Annotated in this window: 19 protein-coding genes; 14 read left to right on the forward strand and 5 right to left on the reverse strand. The window is 62.4% G+C overall.

Annotated elements, in window-relative coordinates; genetic code table 11:
• Positions 1-27: 27 nt before the first annotated feature.
• Together AADW18_RS18335 and AADW18_RS18340 are read left to right on the forward strand one after the other, a co-directional pair.
• Positions 28-1182: a phospholipase A gene (locus AADW18_RS18335; RefSeq protein WP_337344843.1), complete on the forward strand. Its 1155-nt coding sequence runs from the start codon at positions 28-30 to the stop codon at positions 1180-1182.
• A 135-nt stretch (positions 1183-1317) separates the two neighbouring features.
• Positions 1318-2427: a sterol desaturase family protein gene (locus AADW18_RS18340; RefSeq protein WP_337344844.1), complete on the forward strand. Its 1110-nt coding sequence runs from the start codon at positions 1318-1320 to the stop codon at positions 2425-2427.
• A 16-nt stretch (positions 2428-2443) separates the two neighbouring features.
• Here AADW18_RS18340 and AADW18_RS18345 read toward each other — a convergent pair whose 3' ends face one another.
• Both AADW18_RS18345 and AADW18_RS18350 read right to left on the reverse strand, forming a co-directional pair.
• Entirely contained in the window at positions 2444-3079 is a 636-nt protein-coding gene (locus AADW18_RS18345; RefSeq protein WP_337344845.1) for a glutathione S-transferase family protein, read from the reverse strand.
• A gap of 147 nt (positions 3080-3226) precedes the next feature.
• Positions 3227-4744, reverse strand: coding sequence for a fumarate hydratase (locus tag AADW18_RS18350; protein ID WP_337344846.1), 1518 nt, complete (start codon positions 4742-4744; stop codon positions 3227-3229).
• Positions 4745-4840: 96 nt separating this feature from the next.
• Between AADW18_RS18350 and AADW18_RS18355 the strand changes: the two genes are divergently transcribed.
• The 6 genes from AADW18_RS18355 (at position 4841) to AADW18_RS18380 (ending at position 12729) form a co-directional block, all read left to right on the forward strand.
• Positions 4841-5704 carry an RNA polymerase sigma-70 factor gene (locus tag AADW18_RS18355; protein WP_337344847.1) on the forward strand — a complete coding sequence of 288 codons (864 nt, stop codon included), beginning with the start codon at positions 4841-4843 and terminating at the stop codon, positions 5702-5704.
• A gap of 105 nt (positions 5705-5809) precedes the next feature.
• Positions 5810-6250 carry a carboxymuconolactone decarboxylase family protein gene (locus AADW18_RS18360; protein WP_337344848.1) on the forward strand — a complete coding sequence of 147 codons (441 nt, stop codon included), beginning with the start codon at positions 5810-5812 and terminating at the stop codon, positions 6248-6250.
• Positions 6251-6376: 126 nt separating this feature from the next.
• Positions 6377-7465, forward strand: coding sequence for a histidine kinase (locus tag AADW18_RS18365; RefSeq protein ID WP_337344849.1), 1089 nt, complete (start codon positions 6377-6379; stop codon positions 7463-7465).
• A 9-nt stretch (positions 7466-7474) separates the two neighbouring features.
• On the forward strand, positions 7475-8302 hold the full coding sequence (locus tag AADW18_RS18370; RefSeq protein WP_337344850.1) for a LytTR family DNA-binding domain-containing protein: 828 nt from the start codon (positions 7475-7477) through the stop codon (positions 8300-8302).
• 229 nt (positions 8303-8531) lie between these two features.
• Positions 8532-11612: an efflux RND transporter permease subunit gene (locus AADW18_RS18375; RefSeq protein WP_337344851.1), complete on the forward strand. Its 3081-nt coding sequence runs from the start codon at positions 8532-8534 to the stop codon at positions 11610-11612.
• Between the two features lie 16 nt (positions 11613-11628).
• Positions 11629-12729 carry an efflux RND transporter periplasmic adaptor subunit gene (locus AADW18_RS18380; RefSeq protein WP_337344852.1) on the forward strand — a complete coding sequence of 367 codons (1101 nt, stop codon included), beginning with the start codon at positions 11629-11631 and terminating at the stop codon, positions 12727-12729.
• A gap of 216 nt (positions 12730-12945) precedes the next feature.
• Here AADW18_RS18380 and AADW18_RS18385 read toward each other — a convergent pair whose 3' ends face one another.
• On the reverse strand, positions 12946-13575 hold the full coding sequence (locus AADW18_RS18385) for an outer membrane beta-barrel protein (RefSeq protein ID WP_337344853.1): 630 nt from the start codon (positions 13573-13575) through the stop codon (positions 12946-12948).
• A 156-nt stretch (positions 13576-13731) separates the two neighbouring features.
• On the opposite strand from AADW18_RS18385, the gene AADW18_RS18390 reads away from it, so the two are divergent.
• From AADW18_RS18390 to AADW18_RS18405, 4 genes are read left to right on the forward strand one after another with little or no spacing between them, the layout of a single operon-like run.
• A complete protein-coding gene (locus AADW18_RS18390) occupies positions 13732-15582 on the forward strand; it encodes an ABC transporter ATP-binding protein (RefSeq protein WP_337344854.1) in 1851 nt (616 codons plus the stop codon).
• A gap of 49 nt (positions 15583-15631) precedes the next feature.
• The gene (locus AADW18_RS18395) at positions 15632-16828 is read left to right on the forward strand and encodes a PQQ-dependent sugar dehydrogenase (RefSeq protein ID WP_337344855.1); all 1197 of its coding nucleotides are present in this window, start codon (positions 15632-15634) and stop codon (positions 16826-16828) included.
• A 33-nt stretch (positions 16829-16861) separates the two neighbouring features.
• Complete coding sequence (locus AADW18_RS18400) at positions 16862-17242, forward strand: hypothetical protein (RefSeq protein ID WP_337344856.1); 381 nt, start codon at positions 16862-16864, stop codon at positions 17240-17242.
• On the forward strand, positions 17239-17682 hold the full coding sequence (locus tag AADW18_RS18405; RefSeq protein ID WP_337344857.1) for a PaaI family thioesterase: 444 nt from the start codon (positions 17239-17241) through the stop codon (positions 17680-17682). The genes AADW18_RS18400 and AADW18_RS18405 overlap by 4 nt, the downstream gene beginning before the upstream one ends.
• Positions 17683-17829: 147 nt before the next feature.
• Here the strand turns inward: AADW18_RS18405 and AADW18_RS18410 are convergent, their stop codons facing one another.
• The gene (locus AADW18_RS18410) at positions 17830-18627 is read right to left on the reverse strand and encodes an amidohydrolase (RefSeq protein WP_337344858.1); all 798 of its coding nucleotides are present in this window, start codon (positions 18625-18627) and stop codon (positions 17830-17832) included.
• A 159-nt stretch (positions 18628-18786) separates the two neighbouring features.
• Positions 18787-19935: a pyridoxal phosphate-dependent aminotransferase gene (locus AADW18_RS18415; RefSeq protein WP_337344859.1), complete on the reverse strand. Its 1149-nt coding sequence runs from the start codon at positions 19933-19935 to the stop codon at positions 18787-18789.
• A 41-nt stretch (positions 19936-19976) separates the two neighbouring features.
• On the opposite strand from AADW18_RS18415, the gene AADW18_RS18420 reads away from it, so the two are divergent.
• Positions 19977-20480, forward strand: coding sequence for a DUF3293 domain-containing protein (locus tag AADW18_RS18420; protein ID WP_346842737.1), 504 nt, complete (start codon positions 19977-19979; stop codon positions 20478-20480).
• Between the two features lie 184 nt (positions 20481-20664).
• Entirely contained in the window at positions 20665-21318 is a 654-nt protein-coding gene (gene ccmA, locus AADW18_RS18425) for a heme ABC exporter ATP-binding protein CcmA (protein WP_337344861.1), read from the forward strand.
• The last annotated feature ends 36 nt before the right edge of the window (positions 21319-21354 follow it).

Genomic DNA, 21354 nt, shown 5'->3' on the forward strand with positions numbered 1-21354 from the left:
GACTTCCTTCCCCCGACGAGTCCGCTGATGACATTGCAACCCCGATCCTTGCCGCTGGTAATTTCCATTACTTTGGCGATGCCGGCCTTCGCCCAGGAATCCTCCCCGCGCCCGTCCACGCCGGAGGCCTGCCTCTCCATCGAAACCGATGCCACTCGTTTGGCCTGCTATGACGCCGCGCTCGGACGCACGCCATTGGACACCTTGAAGGCGGATGCCGAGGCGGTGGCGGCCCGGGCGGACCAGCAGACCGAAAAAGGCGCTGAGGCGGCCGCCGGCGGATCGCTACGCGAACGCGCCCACCGCAAGTTCGGTGCGTTGTTTGGCAGTGACGACCCCACCATCGAGAGTGCTATCGCCAACGCCGGCCGCGGATCGCTGCTGGACAGCCGCTGGGAACTGGCCAAGGACTCCAAGCTTGGTGTATTCCAGATGCGCGGGTACAAGCCTGTGTACCTGTTGCCTGTGTTCTGGACCAGCGAAGCCAATGAGCTGCCGCATTCGCCGAACCCACGCAACACGGTGACCGAACCGCTGCCGCTGCAACCCACCGAAACCAAGTTCCAACTCAGCTTCAAGACAAAATTCGCGGAGAACCTGTTCGGCGACAACGGCGATCTGTGGGGCGCCTACACGCAGAGCTCTCGCTGGCAGGTTTTCAACAGCGAACAATCGCGGCCCTTCCGCGAAACCAATTACGAACCCGAAGTGATGCTGGTCTTCCGCAACAACTACAGCATAGGCGGCTGGAAAGGCCGCATGACCAGCATCGGCTTGAATCACCAGTCCAACGGACGCAGCGATCCGCTGTCGCGCAGCTGGAACCGGGTGATCCTGAATATCGGTTTGGACCGTGAGAACTGGGCTTTCGTGCTGCGCCCGTGGTGGCGCGTTCCCGATGGTAACGACGACGACAACCCGGATATCCAAAACTACATCGGCCGTGGCGATGCCATGTTGGTCTACAGCAAGAACGGCCATGAGTTCACTTTGCTCGGGCGTCACTCGCTGCGCGGCGGCGACAAATCGCACGGCGCCTTGCAAGTCGATTGGGGTTTCCCGATCACCCGCAGTTTCCGTGGCCACCTTCAGGCTTTCCACGGCTACGGCGAAAGCATGATCGACTACAACCACAAGGCGACTTACGTGGGGGTGGGGATTTCGCTGCTGGAGTGGTTCTGAGCAGGCAACCGGGAATGAAAGATCCGCTTGCCTGAAGGATCGGGTTTTTGGACGCGGGCAGCGATCGTTCCGCATTCCCCGTTCCCTGCTTCTTGTCGGCTATGCTTCTCGCGACCCTGACTATCGGTTTGCCGCATGGAACGCCAACGCCGCTCTTTCTTTGCCTATTCTTCCGCCATGCTGGGCTCACTGAGCCTGTTTGGGGTGTTCTGTTTCCATTTTCCTGAGCTGCTGACCAGCAAGGAATTCCGCGCGGTCTATAGCGAAACCTTCGCGCGCTACTTGCTGTTGGCCGGGCTGGTCATCGCATTCGCGATGGGCACCATGGCGATTCTTCGCGACCGCAACAAGCGGGTGGCCCTGATCGGCGTAGGTTGCGCCACGCTGGCAGTTTTGTTCGGCGGCACGAACGTACAGTTCGATGGCATCGGCAAAACGCCCTACTCGCTCGGGCTGGACTGGTTTGTGATCTCGCTGTTCTTCTCGGCGCTGGTGTTCGTGCCGCTGGAACACTACCTCGGCAAGCGTCGGACCTCGCCATTGCGCCCGGGCTGGCGTACCGATGTCGCCTATTTCTTCATGAGCCACGTGCTGGTGCAGTTCATTCTGATTCTGGTGACCGCATCCACCTCCACCATCGCTGGTCTGGCCGCCTTCCCCGCGCTAAAGAACGCGATCCAATCGCTGCCGGTGTGGGGACAGTTCCTGATTGCCGTATTCGTGGCCGATCTGGCACAGGCGTTGTTGCATCGCGCTTATCACAACCTTCCGTGGCTCTGGCGTTTCCATGCGGTGCACCATTCCAGCCGCGAAATGGATTGGCTGGCCGGGTCACGCATCCACTTCGTCGAAATCGTGTTGACCCGCAGCGCGGTGCTGTTGCCTTTGCTGGTCCTGGGATTCTCCACTTCCGCGGTGAACGCTTACGTGATCCTGGTAGGGCTGCAAGCGGTACTGGCGCATGCCAACCTTGGCATCCGTTTCGGCGTGCTGGAATATCTGTTGGTGCTGCCGCGCTACCACCACTGGCACCACGCACGGCACAAGGACTATCTGGACGTGAACTACGCCATCCATCTGCCCCTGGTGGACATGCTGATGGGCACCTTCAAGCTGCCGCGCAAGCAGGAAGAATGGCCGGAAGAGTATGGGGTCATGAAACTGGAGACCGTGCCGCGCGGCATCCTGCGCCAGCACGCGATGCCTTTTTTAGGCAAGAAGAAATACGACGACTACGTGGCCTGACCAAGACGAGCCAAGGTCAGGTCCAGTCGGTCAGCCCCTCGCGCGCATAGACTTCCTTGAAGCTCGGCATCGCCTTCATGCGCTGCGCGTAGGCGTGCAGCGCTGGCCAGCTATCGGTCGGCTTGGGCATGTTGCGCGACCAGCGCATCAGCATGGTCAGCAGGAAATCGGCAGCGCTGCGCTGCGTTCCCAGCAAGTATGGGCCGTGGTCACGCAGATGGTCGGCGACCTGCTGCCAGGCAGCTTCGAGTTTGAGCCGCGCGTGGTGCTGGGTAGCGTCGCTGTTCGCGGCGCCTGCGATCTCGTCCGAATAGAACCACGCACGGTAGGCCGGCATCAGCGTATTGGCACAGAAGAACATCCAGCGATAGTACTGAGCGCGCTCCGGGGTAGCGAGCGCGGGCGCCAGGTCTGCTTCGGGATGCATATCGGCCAAGTGCATGACGATGGCGGCCGCCTCGGTGAGCACCCGGCCGTCGATCACCAGCGTCGGCACCACGCCGGCGGGATTGATTTTCAGATACTCGGGCGACTTCTGATCACGCTTGTCGAAATCGAGCTCATGCAGCTCATGTGGCACACCAAGTTCGATCAACAGCCAATGCACGACCAGGCTGGCGGTACTGCGGGAGTAGTAGAGCGTGATTGGCATACGGTTCCTTCGGACTAAGGCCCGCTGCCCGCATGAAGGCAGGCGGAGGCTGGGAGGGCTGGGGTTGGCGACAGCGGAATTCCTCCCGCCCCACCACGCAACCCCTCCCCAACCCTCCCCTGCCTTCGCAAGGGAGGGAGTTGTTGGTTACTCCACCAGCACCGGAATCTTGCCGATGCGCGCCTGCCATTCCTTCGGTCCGGTCCTGTGTACCGACTCACCTTGCGAATCGACCGCGACCGTCACCGGCATGTCCTGCACTTCGAACTCGTAGATCGCTTCCATGCCCAGATCGGCGTAGCCGACGACTTTGGCGGCCTTGATGGCTTTGGAAACCAGATAGGCCGCGCCGCCGACCGCCATCAGGTAGGCGGACCGGTGCTTCTTGATCGCCTCGATGGCCGCGGGGCCGCGCTCGGCCTTGCCGACCATGCCCATCAGTCCGGTCTGCGCCAGCACCTGCTCGGTGAACTTGTCCATGCGGGTGGCAGTGGTTGGACCGGCCGGGCCGACGACTTCATCGCGCACCGGATCGACAGGACCGACGTAGTAGATGAAACGGCCGCGCAAATCGACCGGCAGCGGCTCGCCCTTGTTGAGCATGTCGACCATGCGCTTGTGCGCGGCATCGCGGCCGGTCAGCAGTTTGCCGTTAAGCAGCAGCACTTCGCCGGGTTTCCAACTGGCCACATCTTCTTTGGTCAGCGTATCCAGGTCGACGCGGCGACCTTTGGAGGCGTCGTAGGTCAGCTTCGGCCAGTCCTCCAGCGATGGCGGGTCCAGCATCACCGGGCCACTGCCATCCAAGGTGAAATGTGCGTGGCGAGTGGCGGCGCAGTTGGGAATCAACGCGACAGGCAGGTTCGCGGCGTGGGTCGGGTAATCCTTGACCTTGATGTCCAGGACGGTGGTCAGGCCACCCAGGCCCTGCGCACCGATGCCCAGCGCGTTGACCTTTTCGTAGAGTTCCAGCCGCAGTTCCTCGGCGCGGTTGCTCGCGCCGCGTGCCTGCAGGTCGGTGATGTCGATCGGCTCCATCAACGCTTCCTTGGCCAGCAGCATCGCCTTTTCGGCGGTGCCGCCGATACCGATGCCCAGCATGCCCGGCGGACACCAGCCCGCGCCCATGGTCGGGACGGTCTTGAGCACCCAATCGACGATGGAATCGGATGGATTAAGCATGGCGAACTTAGACTTCGCCTCCGATCCGCCACCCTTGGCCGCAACGATCACGTCGACCGCATCGCCCGGCACCACTTTCATGTTGACCACACCCGGCGTGTTGTCCTTGGTGTTGATGCGCTTGCCGGCCGGATCGGCGAGCACCGACGCGCGCAGCTTGTTGTCCGGGTGGTTGTAGGCGCGGCGCACGCCTTCATGGACCATATCCTCCACGCTCATCGTGGCGTCATCCCAGCGCACGTTCATGCCGATTTCCAGGAACACCGTGACGATGCCGGTGTCCTGGCAGATCGGGCGGTGGCCTTCCGCGCACATGCGCGAATTGATCAGGATCTGGGCGATGGCGTCCTTGGCGGCCGGCGATTCTTCACGCTCGTACGCAGCCGCAAGGTTCTTGATGTAGTCGACTGGATGGTAGTAGCTGATGTACTGCAGCGCGTCGGCGATGGATTGGATGAGGTCTTCTTGCTTGATCGTGGTCATGGACGCGAGGTCAGCTGCCGGAGGGTAGCGGGCGGAGTCGGCTATTTTAGGCCAAAGTGAATGTCACAGCCGGCCGCGGTGGCTCGTCCTAGCCATATGAACACCGACAACCTCTTCGAAATCCATCGTTCCCGCCTGCTCAGCCTGGCCTACAAGCTGCTGGGGAGCCGCAGCGACGCCGAGGATGTGGTCCAGGACGCCTGGCTGCGCTGGAGCCAGGCCGATCAGGCCAGCATTCTTGAGCCACAAGCTTGGCTGGTGACCACAACCACGCGGCTGGGCATCGACCGGCTGCGGGCGGCCAAGACGCAGCGCATCGATTACGTGGGCCCTTGGCTGCCGGAGCCGCTTGAGATTGACGAATCCCCTACCCCCGAGCACCACGCCGAGCTGGCGGAACAAGTGTCGCTGGCGTTCCTGGCGGCGCTGGAGCGACTGGGTCCGGAAGAGCGCGCCGCGTTCCTGCTGAAGGAAGCCTTCGACTACGAATACGCACAGATCGCGCCCCTGCTGAATCAGTCGGAAGCCAATTGCCGTCAAATGGTGCACCGTGGCCGCGAGCGCGTGCGGGCGGAGCGCCCACGTTTCGAAGTGGCCCCGGAACGCCACCGCCGCTTGCTGGAGCGGTTCATGCAAGCCGCGCGCGTCGGCGACCAGCCCGCCATCACTGCCCTGCTGCGCGAGGATGCACGACTGATATCCGATGGTGGAGGCAAGGCCGTTGCCGCCATTCGCCCGCTGTTGGGACGCGAACGTATCGCGCGTCTGTTCTGGGCCGCATACCGTCGTCCGGACCCGACGACGGAATGGCGCATGGGCACGGTCAACGGCGAGGCCGCCATCCTGCGTTACCGCGGTGCGCAGTTGGCCGCGATCATCGTTGCGGTCAGCGATGGCGATTGCATCTTGGAATTGTTGAATGTGGCAAACCCGGACAAGTTGCGCGTAAGCCACGCATGAAACGCTACGTCGCAGCGTCGCGAAGTGTCACGCGGCAATGCGCTGCTCCGTCTTCCTGATGAAACGCGACCACGGTGGCCGCGTATTGCCAGGAACGACAACACCATGACCTCTCCCCGTGTCGACCATGCCGTCCATGCCGCCAGCGCTCGCCAGGCGTTGGCCAAACTCAGCCAGGAACTGCATCACGCCAGTGTGGACCACACCCTGATGGTCCTGATCAACCAGCGCGTATCTCAGATCAACGGCTGCACCTTTTGTCTGGACATGCATGGCACCACCCTGCGCAAGCTCGGCGTCGATCCGCGCAAGCTGGACACGCTGGCGGGCTGGGACGAAAGCCCGTTCTTCGATGAACGCGAACGCGCCGCGCTGGCGTGGGCGGAAAGTCTCACGCACGTCGCCGCCACGCGCGCGCCAGATGCCGCCTATCAAGCGCTGCTCCCGCACTTCAACGAAACGCAGATCGCCGAACTGACCTACATGATCGCCATCATCAATGCCTGGAACCGCATCGCGGTGGGGCTGCGCTCGCCGCTGCCCTGATCCCGGGGAATTGCGTTCGCCCGGGCGCCCATTGCGCCCAGGCGAGCGGAAAATCCGACGAAACGTTGCCGGAAACATCGGGTCCAGGCGTTAGCATGGCGGCACTTGCGTCCTTCGTGATCCGCCATGGCCATCGCCGCACCCCACCCACTCGTGCTGCCCCACCGCGAACAGCTGTTCTGGCTGTTGCATCTTGGGGGATGGACCGGCTATTTCAGCCTGGGTTATCTGTCCGCCCTGGCGTACGGCAAGCCACCCGGCTATTGGATGGTGCCAGTAACCGCCGCCGTTACCGGTGCGCTGGCGACGCTGGGGCTACGCTTCATCCTGCGTGCCTGCTGGGGCCAGCCGCCGATGCGTCTGCTGGCCATCATGGTGGTACCGGTGCTCGCCGTTTCCGCGATCATGAACCAGGTCACTCGCAGCGTACTGGTCGATGTCTGCCCCACCTGCGTGCACGAGAGCCGGCTGGCCTATATCGCGTATGCGTTGAGCTATATCTACGTGATCCTGGCCTGGGTCGGGCTGTATCTGGGCGTTAAGTACTACCGGCAACTGCAGGACGAAACCCAACGGGCGCTGGCCGCACGCAGCATGGCGCACCAGGCGCAGCTGAAGATGCTGCGTTATCAGCTCAATCCGCACTTCCTGTTCAACACGCTCAACGCCATCTCCACGTTGATTCTGGACCGCGACAATTCCACCGCCAATCGCATGGTGCAAAGTTTGTCCGCCTTCCTTCGCCATTCACTGGACAACGACCCCATGCAGCGGGTGACCTTGCGCCAGGAGTTGGACGCGCTGACGTTGTACCTTGGCATCGAGAAGATCCGATTCGCCGAACGACTGCGGATAGAAACCGACATCGATGCCGATTGCTGGAGAGCCTTGCTGCCCAGTTTGCTGCTGCAACCACTGGTGGAGAACGCCATCAAGTATGCAGTCGCCCGCGAAGTGGCCGGCGGCACGTTGCGCATCGAAGCGCGCCGCGATGGCGCTCAGCTGGTACTGAAGGTCATCGACGACGGCCCAGGGTGCTCGTCGCTGGAAGGCAGCGAACTGCCGCCTGGAAAAGGCGTCGGCTTGCGAAATACGCGCGAGCGTTTGAGCGTGCTCTACGGCGATGCGGGCGGGTTTTCCGTGCGCAACCTGACGCGCGGCATCGAAGTCTGCTTGCGGTTGCCATTTGAAGTCACCGATCCGTCACGCACCTAGGGCCTGTTGATGGACGCCGCCGCCTCACTGCCGATTGCCAAGATCCGCACGCTGATCGTTGATGACGAGCCCTTGGCTCGCCGCGGTCTGGAACTGCGCCTGGCCGAACACACCGACATCGAAATCGTCGGCCAATACGGCGATGGTGCGGCCGCCATTGCCGCGGTGCACACGCTGCGTCCGGATCTGATGTTCCTGGACGTACAGATGCCGGGCGTCGATGGATTCGCCACGCTGCGCCACGTCCCCGCCGCGGAAATGCCACTAGTGGTCTTTGTCACCGCCTACGACCACTACGCCATTCGAGCGTTCGAAGCATCGGCGGTGGATTACCTGCTCAAACCGGTGGAAGACAGCCGGTTACACCAGGCCTTGGCGCGAGTGCGCGAGACGCGGGCACAACGGGCGGCAAGCGGACACTGCGCTCATTTGCTCGGCTTGCTGGGGGAGTTGAGCGGACATCCACTGGAACTGGACGAGGCATTGCAGCCTGATTCCCTGGCCCATCTCCGCAAGGAAGACAAACTTGCCGTGCGCGACGGCGGCCGCACGATCAAGGTTGAGATGAGTTCGATCCGTTGGATAGATGCCGCTGGCGATTACATGTGCATCCACACCGATCAGGACACGCTGATCCTGCGCGCCACCATGCGCGAACTGGAAAAGCAGCTGGATCCTCAGCGTTTCCCGCGCATCCACCGCTCCACCATCATCAACGCGCGGCGCGTAGTGGAACTTCGCCCGCACACCAATGGCGAAAGCTTCCTGCGCCTGGATTGCGGCCAGGAGCTGAAGCTCTCCCGGACCTATCGCGAGAAGCTTTCGTTGTTGATTTGAGGCATCAGTTTTCTCTCCTTGTGGGAGCGACGCAAGTCGCGACGAAGCTCTACCGGTAACCCGTCGCGACTTGCGTCGCTCCCACAAGGACAGATCACCGGCGCTCAGCCAACGCTTCAGCGCATATCTTCCACGCTTGGCCGCATAAGCCTTCTGCATGTGACTTTCGGCCCATAACGATCCTCTAAATAGATCGCATCGTGCGTCCGCCTCCTCCGTAGACGCCGCGATGAAAATCACCGAAGCCGCCCTTCGCAATCCCGCCGCCGTTGCGGTCACCGTGGCGATGGTTTGTCTGTTCGGCGCCTTGAGCCTGATGGCACTGCCCTTGCAGCTGTTCCCTGACATCGAACGCCCGCAGATGTCTATCCAGACCACTTGGCGCGCGGCATCGCCACAGGAACTGGAATCGGAGATTGTCGAGCCCATCGAGGCGGTGATGCAGGGCCTGCCGGGGCTGGAAGAAATCGCCTCCAACATCAACGCGGGCAACAGCACCATCAACCTGACGTTCGCGGTGGGCAGCGACATGGACGCGATGCTGGTGGAAGTGCTGGCGCGAATGAACCGGCTGCCGCCCCTGCCCCGTGACGCAAGTCCACCGGTAGTGCAAGCCGGTGCGGACAACGCCAACAACTCGCTGACCTTTTTCTTCGTGCAGAAGCTGCCCGGCACGCCCGGCGACATCCTGGACTATCGGCAGATGATCGAAGACCGCATCGTGCCACGCATCTCCGCGGTGAAGGGCGTGGCGGGTGTGGAGATCAACGGAGGTGCGGAAGAGGAACTGACGATCACGTTGAATCTCGAACGAGCGGCCGCACTCGGCATTCAGATACCCGAGATCGCCGCGCAAGCCGCGCGCGCCACGGACATGTCGGGCGGCGTGATCGAATCGGGCCGCCGCGAGTACATATTGCGTTTCGCTGGCCGCTACTCGCCCGAGGCGCTGGGCGATTTGATCCTGACCTGGCGCGACGGGCGGCCCATCCGTTTGGGCGATGTCGCCACCGTGGAAGTGAAACGGCCCGAGCAGCGCTTCTATACCTACCAGAACGGCAATCCGGCGATTGGCCTGCGCATCCTGCGCGAGAGCGGCGCCAATGTGTTGGACACGCTGGATGAAGTGAAAAAGGTGGTCGCCGAAGTACGCGAAACCGAACTGAAGCCGCAAGGACTGGAGATCGCCCAGAGTTTCGACTCATCCGTCTTCATCAACCGCGCGATCGGTTTGTTGTCAGGCAGCCTGTTCGCCGGCGTCGCGTTGGCGGTGGGCTGTCTGTGGTGGTTCCTGCGCGATGTGCGCGCCACTGCATTGATTGCCTGCGCGATACCGATTTCGCTGTTCGCGACGTTCATCGTACTGAAGCTGACCGGACGCAGCCTCAACGTCATCTCGCTGGCGGGACTGGCGTTCGCTGTCGGGATGGTGATGGATGCGGCCGTGGTGGTCGCGGAGAATATTGTTCGCCTGCGCGAATCAGGACTGACGGCAACGCAAGCGGCCTTTGAAGGCACACGCCAGGTCGGCGGTGCGCTGGTCGCCTCCACGTTGACGACGATAGCGGTTTTTCTACCCGTGATCTTCATGGAAGACGTGGAAGGCCAGCTGTTCGCCGACCTGGCGCTGACTATCTCGTTGGCGGTCGGTATTTCATTGCTTGTCGCCGTCACCGTACTGCCTGCCGCAGCTGGCCGATGGCTGCGCCAGCGGCCAAGCGACGACAGTGGCCGTACCTGGGCGCGTGTCAGCCATTGGGCGCTGCGCGTCACCGACGGTCGCCGCAGGCAATGGGCATGGGTCGGTTCGCTGGTGCTGCTGCCCGCACTCTTGGCCGTGCTGTGGATGCCGCAGATCGACTATCTGCCACCCGTCAAACGTGCGGCGGTGGATGCTGTCTTCAATTTCCCGCCCGGCATGAGCCCCGAACGCGTTAATCGTGAAATCGCGCCGACCCTGCTGGAGCGCATGCGCCCGTACCTGGACGGAAAAAAATCACCGCAACTGAGCAACTGGTACCTGATCCTCTGGCCCGGTGGCGGCACCATAGGTGCACGCGTGGTGAACCCCGACGATATCGGTGAACTGGAACGGATCGTGCGGGACGAAGTCGTCGTCGGTTTTCCGGACACCCGTGCATTCGCCAGCGAAGGCGAATTGTTTGGCAGTTTCGGCGGATCCGCCCGCGCCATCGCGATCCATCTTCAGCACACCGATGGCGACGCGCTGACGCAAGCGGCTGAAGCAGGTCGGCGTTTGCTGAGTGAACGCTTTCCTGGCGCCAATGTGCAGGCCTGGCCCAATGCCGATGCCGGCTCGCCGGAGCTGCGAGTGAATCCGAACGACCGCCGACTGGCCGAAGTAGGCTGGAAGCGCCCGGAGTTGGGCACGGTGGTGCGCACGCTCGGCGACGGACAATGGCTGGGCGAACATTTCGATGGCGACCGCCGGCTGCCCATCATCCTACGCAGCGACCGTGAGAACGCGTTCGAGCGATTGGGCGCCGCGCCACTGGCGACGCCCGCCGGCGGCATTCTCAGCCTCAACGAACTGGCGCAAGTGGACACCGTGCTGGCTCCCAACCAGATGCGTCGCATCGATCGCCGCCGTACCGTCACGCTGACGGTGGACCCACCGGCTGCGTTGTCGTTGGAAGCGGCGCTGGACATCGTCAATGGCGAAGTGGTGCCTGCCTTGCGCGCGACACTGCCGCCTGACGCGGCCATCCGGATTTCAGGCAGTGCCGACCGTTTGGGCGAAGTGGTGCGCAGCATGGGTTCCAATTTCGCCATGGCATTGCTGGTGCTGTTCATGCTGATGGCGGCGATGTTCCGTTCGCTGCGCGACAGCGCGTTCGTCATGGCGACGCTGCCCATGGCGGTCCTGGGTGGCGTGCTGGGTCTGCGCGCGCTGGATCTGGCTGCGGGCCAGACATTGGACCTGCTTTCGATGATCGGCTTCATCATGCTGCTGGGCATGGTGATCAACAACGCCATCCTGCTGGTGGCGCAGACGCGCGAAGCACAAGCGACGGGTGCGGACCTCGACAGCGCGTTGCAGCAGGCGCTCGAACAACGGATGCGCCCCATCCTGATCGCCGCGCTGACTGGCGTGCTGGGCGCACTGCCGATGGCGATCAATCCAGGACCCGGCGCCGTCATTTATCGCGGTCTGGCAGCCGTCACCGTCGGCGGCGTAGCACTCAGCCTCTTGTTCACCGTGGTGCTGGTGCCGGCGCTGCTGCGGCTGGCCGCGCAGCGACCCGTCCAACTCCGGCACGCCGAAGCGCTGCCGCAATCCGCTACCTAGTCATCGGAGATCCCCCATGCGCCTGCTACCGAAATGCCTGCTTGCCGCTGCACTTGCCAGTCCGGCCGCACTGCTTCTGCTGGACCATGATGCCGACGCCAGCGCGCCAGCCAAACCACAGACGCCGCCTCCGGCCATCGTCAGCGTCGAGCCGGCGGTGACCGCATCGTTCGCGCCGCGTCATTGGGCACCCGGCAGTGTCATCAGTCGGGAGGATTCCCGCATCGCAGCCGAACAGGGCGGCCGCATCGTACGGATCGCCGAAGTCGGCCAGCATGTTCGCCGAGGCGATGCGCTGGCGGTGCTGGACGATACCGCCTTGAGCCTGCGCGAACGCCAGGCCGTTGCCGATCTGGCGCGCATTCAGTCGCAGTTGGACCTGGCAACCCGGCAAGAGGCGCGCTATGCGCAACTGGCGGCACAGCAGAACATTGCCCGCTCCCAGCATGACCAGTTACAGGCCGAACGCGATGTGCTGGCGCAGGAACGCGCCGGTGCGGACGCCACACTGGCGCAGATACGCCATCAGCGCACCCAGATGGCGATACGCGCGCCGTTCCCTGGTGTGGTGGTGGAACGCTTGGCGCAGCCCGGCGAATATCTGACCGCCGGCAGCGCCGTCGCGCGCCTGGTCGATACCAGCGACCTGGAAGTTCGTATCCGCGCTCCTGTGGATCTGGCGCGGCACCTGTCCGTGGGCACTCGTGTTCTGCTGCGGGTCGCGGGCCAGGAATCAGCGCACCCGATCACGGCCTTGGTGCCGGTCGGCGACGAGGCGTCACGGCAATTGGAGTTGCGGGTCGGCGCCACTTCATTGCGGCTCCCCGTGGGCACAGCGGTGGAGGCGGGATTGCCCAGCGACACCAAACGGGACGTGCTGGCGGTACCGCGCGATGCCGTCGTACTGCGCCGAGAAGGCAGCTTCGTACTGCGCGTGGATTCAGCAAACAAAGCCGAACGCATCAGCGTCCAAACCGGCGCCAACCTGGATGGCTTGGTGGAAGTCAGCGGCAACCTGCGAGCGGGCGATCGCCTGATCGTGCGTGGCGGCGAGCGCGTGGAGGCCGGGCAGGCGGTCACCATCCAGCCACTGTCCAGCGCGCTGGCAGCACTCTGAGATGTAGAGCGTTTGAGACTGTAGGTCGGGTCGCGCGCGCGACACGCGCCCGCGGGGAGTGCAACTGCCGCGTAGGGCCGACCTACGCGTATGGAGCCAACAAGCTGCGCCGCCATATAAATGATCTCGGCTCTACGTGAAACGCAATCTCAACCTCCATAAAACACAACGGCCGCTTGCGCGGCCGTTGCTCGACAACTTCTGCCTGGAAGCAGATCAGAACTGATACTCGTAGAAGCCCGAGTACATTTCGGTGTTGTATTTTTCCTTAAAACCGGCTTCGCGGACCTGCGCTTTATTGTTGTAGTTGTCATAAGCCAGCCCGAAACGGATGTTGTCGCTGACCTTATAGCCAACATTGGCGCCGGCATACCAGCCGCCATCATTGTCATAGCGCACTTTGCTGTTCCGGGTCTGAGTACCTTCGCTGATCGAAGCGGTCAGATCGTTGCGCGCACGGAACCAACCGCCACGCATGCCAGCAAACCAGTTACTGCCATTGAAGTCGTACTGCAGATTGCCGCCGACCGTCAGGCCTTGGACTTTAGGAGCCAGATCGGCACGGAGCGTCCCGTCTGTCAGGTTGACAGAGGAGTCGCCCAGGTGGACATAACCGAGTTCGGCGCCATAGTTGACGACGCTGCCCCAGCGATAACCGCCACGAACTCCAAAGGCGCTGTCATTGCGGTCGGTAGCCATGTCCTTGTTCGAACCCTGCGACATCCGGTTCGAAGATATGCCGCTATTGGCATTTAGAAAGAAGCCGCTGTCGGCTTCGCTTGCAAAGGAAACCGCCGGAGCGGCAAGTAAAGCAACGGCGAGGGCCGCAACCAGAGTCTTGTTCAACACTATCTCCTGAAACATTTTGAAAGTTTTGATGTCGTGCCAAGCGCATGCTGGGCAACGGGAGGCAGGTTATTTGTAAAAAAAACGTTTATCCATACAATAACTTTCAATCTGGCGCATTTATTTATCAAGGGATCGCACAGGCACAATTGCGCCATGGACAAATCCGGTTCCAAGCCCAATCTGCGCGAACGCTTCAATGCGATGCGCAACCTGCCGCCTTTCCTGAAGCAAATCTGGCAGACCAGCCCCGGCCTGACCTTGGCCAGCGTGGGACTGCGCGCGATCCGCGCCCTGCTGCCCATCGTGGCGCTGTACATCGGCAAGCTGATCATCGATGAAGCGATCCGCGTGGTTGCGTTGGGCCTGCCGCAGGCCGGACTCGGAACCGCATGGCGCAGCGGTGCGCTGGATCATCTGGCGTGGCTGCTGGCGTTGGAGTTCGCGCTGGCCATCGTGTCGGACCTGCTGGGCCGGTTGGTCAGTTATGCCGATGCGCTGTTGTCGGAACTGTTCACCAACGTCACCAGCATCCGCTTGATGGAGCATGCGGCCACGCTGGATCTGGAAGACTTCGAGGACCCCGAACTGCAGGACAAGCTGGACCGGGCGCGGCGCCAGACCATGGGCCGGATGAACCTGATGAGCATGCTGTTTGGCCAGGCTCAGGACGCCATCACGGTGATTGGCTTCGCCGCCGGGTTGCTGATCTATGCACCCTGGCTGATCGCGCTGTTGGCCGTGGCGTTGATTCCGGCGTTCGTCGGCGAAGCGCACTTCAACGCGCTGGGTTACTCGCTGAACTTCCAATGGACGCCGGAGCGCCGCCAATTGGAATACATGCGGCAAACCGGCGCCAGCGTGGAGACAGCCAAGGAAGTCAAGATTTTCAATCTGCACCGCTTCCTGATTTCCCGCTACCGCACGCTTGCCGAAAAATTCTTCCTGGCCAACCGCGCACTGGCGCGACGGCGTGCGTTATGGGGTGCGGTGCTGGCCGCCCTGGGCACCATGGGCTACTACGTCGCGTATGGCTATATCGCATGGCGTACGGTGCGCGGCGACTTCACCATTGGCGACCTGACTTTTCTGGCCGGCAGCTTCCTGCGATTGCGGCAGTTGCTGGAAGGCCTGCTGATAGGCTTTTCGCAGGTCGCTGGACAAGCACTGTATCTGGACGATTTGTTTTCGTTCTTTGCGATCGAACCGGAAATCGTCTCGCCGCAGAATCCTGTCGCTATTCCCAAGCCTATCTCGCAAGGTTTTGTTTTCGAGAACGTCGGCTTCCGTTACCCCGATGCCGAGCGCTGGGCGGTGCGACACTTGGATTTCGAACTGCGTGCCGGAGAAGTGCTGGCATTGGTCGGTGAGAATGGTGCCGGCAAGACCACCCTGGTGAAGCTGCTGGCGCGACTGTACGACCCGGATGAAGGCCGCATCCTGCTGGACGGCCGCGATCTGCGCGACTACGACCTCGATGAGCTGCGCGCGAATATTGGCGTGATCTTCCAGGATTTCGTCCGCTATCACCTCACCGCCGGCGAAAACATCGGCGTTGGCAGGATAGAAGCGATGGACGACGAAGTCCGCATTCGCGACGCCGCGCGGCGTGCGATGGCCGACGAAGTGATCGCCGGGTTGCCGCATGGCTACGACCAACTGATCGGCCGCCGCTTCAAGAACGGCGTCGATCTGTCCGGCGGGCAATGGCAGAAGATCGCGATCGCTCGTGCCTACATGCGTGACGCGCAGGTGATGATCCTGGATGAACCCACGGCAGCTCTAGACGCTCGGTCGGAGTTCGAAGTATTCCAACGCTTCAAGGAATTGTCGGACAATCGCACCGCCGTGCTCATCTCGCACCGCTTTTCCAGCGTGCGCATGGCCGATCGTATTCTGGTGCTCAATGAAGGCCGGCTGGAAGCCAGCGGCACGCACGAGCAACTGCTCGCGCAAGGCGGACGTTACGCCGAGCTGTTCGAACTACAGGCTTCCGGTTATCGCTGATTGCAGTAAGTCGATACGCATAATTGCCCCGCATAGGAGAAACAAGACAGTGAAATCCCCCACTCATCGCCTCGCCTGCGGCTTGTCCGTCGCATTGCTGCTGGGCGCTTGCCAACCGCAAGCCAATGGCGAAGCCCAGAGCGCTACATCCGACGCGGCACCCGCGACCGCTTCGGCGCAGGCGCTGACCAGCGAAAAAGGTCCCATCCGTGTGACTGAAGTGGCGCGTGGGCTTGATCATCCCTGGGCGCTGGCATTCCTGCCTGATGGCAACATGCTGGTGACCGAACGTTCCGGCCAGCTGCGCAGGATCAGTCGCGACGGCAAGCTGTCGGCGCCATTGGCGGGCGTGCCGAAAGTGTTCGCGGAAGGGCAAGGCGGCTTGCTGGACGTCGTGTTGTCGCCGGATTTCGCCACCAGCCAGCACATCTACCTGAGTTACGCCGAGCCGGGCGACAACGGCACCGCCGGTACCGCTGTCGCACTCGCCACGTTGGGCGAAGCTGGCCTGACGAATGTCAAAGTCATCTACCGACAGGAACCCAAATTGGTGGGCCCCAACCATTTCGGTTCGCGCCTGGCCTTTGATGGTCAGGGCCACATCTTCATCACCCAGGGCGAACGCAACAACCGCCCCACCTCGCAGGAACTGGACAAACTGCAAGGCAAGCTGGTGCGCTTGAACCTGGATGGCAGCGTGCCGCGAGACAATCCTTTCGTCGGCCAAGCCAACGCACGTCCCGAAATATGGAGCTACGGCCATCGCAACATGCAAGGCCTGGCGATCGATCCGCGTACCGGCAAGCTGTGGGAAAACGAACACGGTCCACGTGGTGGCGATGAGATCAACCTGCCACAACCGGGCAAGAACTATGGCTGGCCCATCGTCACCCACGGCATCAACTACTCCGGCCTGCCGATTCCCGAGGCCGAAGGCCGCGAGAAGGCAGGCCTGGAGCCGCCCTATCACGTATGGGAAAAATCGCCCGGGCTCAGCGGCATGGCGTTCTACACCGGCCGTCCCGGCGCTGCCTGGAACGACAGCCTGTTCCTGGGCTCGCTGGCGGAACGAAACCTGATTCGCCTGACGTTGCAAGGTGACAAGATCGTCGGCGAGGAACGACTGTTGAACGAGATCGGCGAGCGCGTGCGCGACGTGCGCGTCGGCCCAGACGACAACGTCTACGTGTTGACCGACGAGAATGACGGCAAGCTATTCCGCGTTGAGCCGCCGAAGACGCCATGATTGCTATTGATTTCCTCTTGCTTGGGAGTACTCATGAAGCTCGCTAACACTGCGCTTGCCATCGCCGTTTTTTGGGCCGGTGTCGCTTCTGCGCAAGCCGATAGCTATACGCAGGCCAAAGCAAAAGCCGATGCCGACGAAGCGGCGTTGTCTTCCACCGACGCGAACACGTTGTTGAAGGCGCAAGGCGTAGTCCTGGGCGAGGGAATTGCGGCATGTGCCACGCCCAATCCGGACATGGCACCGTTCGTGGTGGTGGCGGAACTGGATTCCGCTGGACGAATCGTGCGCACCTGGCGCGAAGGGGGAACGCCGCTGGCGATCTGCTTCCAGAAGCAACTCGCGAATCGCGTGTTGAGCAGGCCGCCGCGCGCACCTTTCTTCACCTCGTTCGAACTGAGTTTCACGCCATGAGCACGACCCCATTCGACATCAATGCGTTGCTGCGCGCCTCGCTGCCTGCGGACAGCCGGCTGCAGATTCCGCCTCCCTGTCTGGTCGACATGCAGGGCGAATTCATCGAGTACGAGCAGGATGTTTCGTTGACGGTACGTTTCCCGGTGTTGCCGCGTTATCAGAACCCGTTGGGTCACATGCAGGGCGGCTTCATCGTTGCCGCGCTGGATAATACGCTAGGGCCGTTCTCGTACCTGATCGCACCACCCAGCGCGACCACGGCATTGAATACGCAGTACCTGCGCCCGGTAACCGCCGCCGAAACCGCCATCGTCTGCACCGCGCGGCTGATCGAACGCACACGCAGCCAGCTACACCTTTCCGGTGAAGCACGCGGCTCCGACGGCAAGGTCGTAGCACTGTGCCAAGCCGTATGCCAGATTTTGCCGGAGCGTTGAGCTCTTTTAGCGGTTCGTAGAGCCGAGCTTGCTCGGCTGCTTTTGCTTTGCAACGACTGACCGAAAAGCAGCCGAGCAAGCTCGGCTCTACAAGAAGCAAAGCAGCGGAGCAAGCTCCGCTCTACGATGGATAGGCGAAGTTTTCGCTTAGTCCAACGAAAACCGGTCCGCATCCAGCATCGCCGGGAAACGCTCCCGATGCGCCGCCAGCTGCGTTGTTGAGATCGTGGTGGTCGCCACGCCTTCTTCCGCTGGCATCTCCACGATCGGCTGCCCCATGAAATCGATCACGGCGCTATCGCCGGAATATTCCAGGCCATTGCCATCGGTGCCGACCCGGTTGACGGCCGCCACATAACAGAGGTTCTCGATGGCACGCGCGCGTAGCAGTGTCTTCCATGCGTAAGCGCGCGCGGCTGGCCAGTTGGCAACGTAGAGCTGCAGATCGAAATCAAGATCCTCCGGCCGCTCCACGTCATAGCGATTGCGTGCGAACACGGGAAAGCGCAGGTCGTAACAGACGAGCGGATTGATGCGCCACCCCTGCAATTCCACCGTCAGTCGTTCGCTGCCCGCGGCATAGCGCTCGTGCTCATTGGCATAGCGAAACAAATGGCGCTTGTCGTAGCACTGCAACCCGCCATCCGGCGTGGCCCACAACAGCCGGTTGAACACCCCATCTGATGTACGCAGTTGCACACTGCCCGTCACCGCCGCGCCCAGCAGTTCCGACTGGGTCAGCAGCCACGCGACCGTTTCGCCTTCCATGCCCTCGGCCTGGCCTATGGCATCGTTGCTGAAGCCACTGGTGAACGTCTCCGGCAGGATCACAAGATCGGTCCGTCCCGCCAGCGGCGCGATCAGGTCGCCGTAGTAGTCGCGGTTGGCGCCCGGGTCGTGCCAGCGGGTGGCGCCTTGGACGAGTGAGATGCGTAGGTCTTGCATGGGGCTCTCCATCGCCAGCGTCACCCGCCAGCGTGCATGTTCTGTTCGACGTCATCCCAGCGAACGCTAACCATTTTTGATCTTGGCTCTCTGCTGTTTTGGCTCGGCGAAAGCAACAGCAAAATGGATCCCAGCGTTCGCTGGGATGACGGCAAAAAACTATAGCTTCATCAACCTTTCTATCGCCGCATCCAACGTCGCCGGATTCTTCGCGAAGCATAATCGCGCCAGTCGCTGCCCGGCCGGCGGCGACTCGTAGAACGGCGACAGTGGAATCGCAGCGACGCCATGTTCGATCGTCAGCCAACGACAGAATTCGGCGTCCGGCAGATCACTCACGGCGGAGTAATCGACCAGCTGGAAATACCCGCCTGGCACCGGCAATGGTTTCAATCGGGTTTCCAGCAGCTGCTCGCGAAAATGATCTCGCTTCTGCTGATAGAAGGCGCCGAGCTGCTCGTAGTGCTCGGGCTCGTCGCGAATCATTGCCGCAAATGCGAACTGCGCCGGGCTGAAGGTGGTGAAGGTGTTGTACTGGTGAACCTTGCGGAACTCGTTGGTCAGTGCCGGTGGCGCGATCGCGTAACCCACCTTCCAGCCGGTGCAGTGGTAGGTCTTGCCGAAGCTGGATACCACGAAGGTGCGGTCGGCCAGCTCGGGATAGCGCAGTGCGGATTCATGGCGCCGGCCATCGAACACGATGTGCTCGTACACTTCATCGGAAATCAGCACGATGTCGGTGCCGCGCAGAATATCCGTCAAGGCGCGCATATCCGCCTCGGTGAACATCGCACCGGACGGATTGTGCGGGCTGTTGATCATCAGCATCCGCGTCTTCGGCGTGATCGCCGCTGCCACCTTGGCCCAATCCACCGCAAAGGTCCGCGGGTCCAGCGGCACGTGCACGGCGCGCGCGCCAGCCAGTTCGATCGCGGGTTCGTAGCTGTCGTAGGCCGGGTCCAGCACGATCACTTCGTCGCCCGGCCGGGCTACCGCATGCACCGCATTGAAAAGCGCTTCGGTGGCGCCGCTGGTCACGGTGATCTCGGTGTCCGGACTCACCTCGCGTCCGTAGCAGCGCAGCGCCTTGGTCGCGATGGCCTGGCGCAACGGTGCAACGCCGATCATCGGCGCATACTGGTTGTGGCCTTCGCGCATGGCGCGGTCCAGCTCATCCACCAACCGCTGGGGCACGGCGAAATCGGGAAAGCCCTGCCCCAGGTTGACCGCACCGTGTTCGGCGGCCAGTTGCGACATGACGGTGAAGATGGTGGTGCCCACCTTGGGCAGTTTGGTTTGCAAAAGCATCCGCCGGTCCGGCAATGGGGAAGAACTGCGGAGTGTACGCAATGACGGAGAAGGGTGATGATGAGGCCATGAACGACCACGGAGTTCCGGAGGCGGAAAAGGCGCAGCTCGCGGCGGCCTGGGCAGCGGCGCATTACTTCGTCACCATCGGGCGGCAGGAGTGGCTTTTCCATGTCGGTCAACCCGCTGCCGATATAGAACGGCAGTTGCCTGCCGACCAGTACCTGCTCATCACCGCGTGGAATCCACCACCTGGGGAGGCCTCGCGGCAAGCCAACCTGGATGCTGATGAGCGTTTGCGCGCGAGGCTCAACGCGGAGGGGTACGTCTACCATCCGGCGATCGGGTGCGACGGCAAAGGTGGTGCGACCGAGCACGGCTGGCTGGTGCTGAATGCGCCGATAGAACGCGCTGATACGTTGGCGCGGGAGTTCCGGCAAGGCGGCATCTTGTACTGGCAACGTGGCGAACCAGTGCGGCTGCGGATGCAGTGGCCTTGTCCCGCGGCTTTTCAGGACGGTGGCTACATCGACTGGGCCGGCTGACCGCCGCTGGCGTTGGAGCGTTTTCCTCCGTCACGGCGCGAAGAGCAGCGGAGCGAGCTCCGCTCTACCAGAGCGGGCGGACGAAGCCTCGCGGCGGTGCGACCGCCACTCACCGCTACAATAAGTGCCCGAGACGCCTGTAACTCGCAACCGCTGTCCTCAAGGAAGGCACTAACCCCACTCAATGATCGATTCTTCGCATTCCCATCCGCCGCTGCTCGCCGCGCGCGGTCTGTCGTTCTCGCGCAATGACGAACCGGTATTCGGGCCGTTGGAATTCGCGGTGGACGCGGGCGAGGCTTTGCTGGTGCAAGGCGGCAACGGTGTGGGCAAGACCACGCTGCTGCGCGTACTGGCCGGCCTGTTGCGCGCGGACGCGGGCGAAATCGACATCGGTGGGCAACCCGCCGGTCCGGCCCGGCGCTCGCATGCCATTGCCTACCTGGGCCATTTGCCCGCACTGAAAGCCGATCTGGACGCGTTGGAGAACCTGAACTTCCTGTGCGGTCTGCACGGGCGCCGCGCACGTCAGATGCCCGGCAATGCGCTGGCGATGGTCGGATTGGCAGGTTATGAAGACACCCTGGCTCGCCAACTGTCCGCCGGGCAGAAAAAACGCCTGTCGCTGGCCCGGCTGTGGCTGTCTCCGGCACCGCTGTGGCTGCTGGATGAGCCCTATGCCAATCTGGACCTGGAGGGCATCAATCTGGTCAATCGCATGATTTCCGCGCATCTGCGTAACGGCGGTGCCGCCCTGGTCACCACTCACGGCGCCTACGCCGCGCCACCAGTGCAGACGCGAATGCTGGAGCTTGGGAAAGCGGAGGCAGTCGAATGAGCGGATGTGTCTCTGGCACAAGCGGAAACGGGGAAT

This window comes from Pseudoxanthomonas sp. CCNWLY206-1 (assembly GCF_039710385.1).
Lineage (GTDB): Bacteria > Pseudomonadota > Gammaproteobacteria > Xanthomonadales > Xanthomonadaceae > Pseudoxanthomonas_A.